Below are 294 nucleotides of genomic sequence, written 5' to 3'. Positions count from 1 at the left end.
ACCGGAGAGAAACACCCGGCGGGTTGGCAGCTCGATTTCCGCGACGACGACGGTGATCTGCTCTCCGACCTCGAAGTCTTCTGCCGGACTCGCCGCAGGGCGGCCGTCGATCTCTCTGAAGGGAACCAACCCGACGATCCCACCTCCGAGGTCGACGAAGACGCCGATGGGAACCACCTTCTCAACCGTCCCGCGGAATTCCTGACCCACCACTGTGCGGTCGGCGAAAGCCTGGAGCGGGTCGGGCTCCAGTGACTTCAAAGACAGTCTGGCCTCGGCGTTGTGGGTGTCGGC

General features: G+C 64.3%; 1 protein-coding gene. It reads right to left on the bottom strand.

Features of this window, described 5'->3' with window-relative positions:
- A partial coding sequence (locus tag G3I42_RS23785; RefSeq protein WP_164289114.1) for a S1 RNA-binding domain-containing protein occupies positions 1-294 on the bottom strand: 294 nt, incomplete at both ends.

The organism is Streptomyces sp. SID11385 (genome assembly GCF_010548245.1).
Classification (GTDB): domain Bacteria; phylum Actinomycetota; class Actinomycetes; order Streptomycetales; family Streptomycetaceae; genus Streptomyces.
This window is presented reverse-complemented; position numbering and strand designations above follow the sequence as displayed.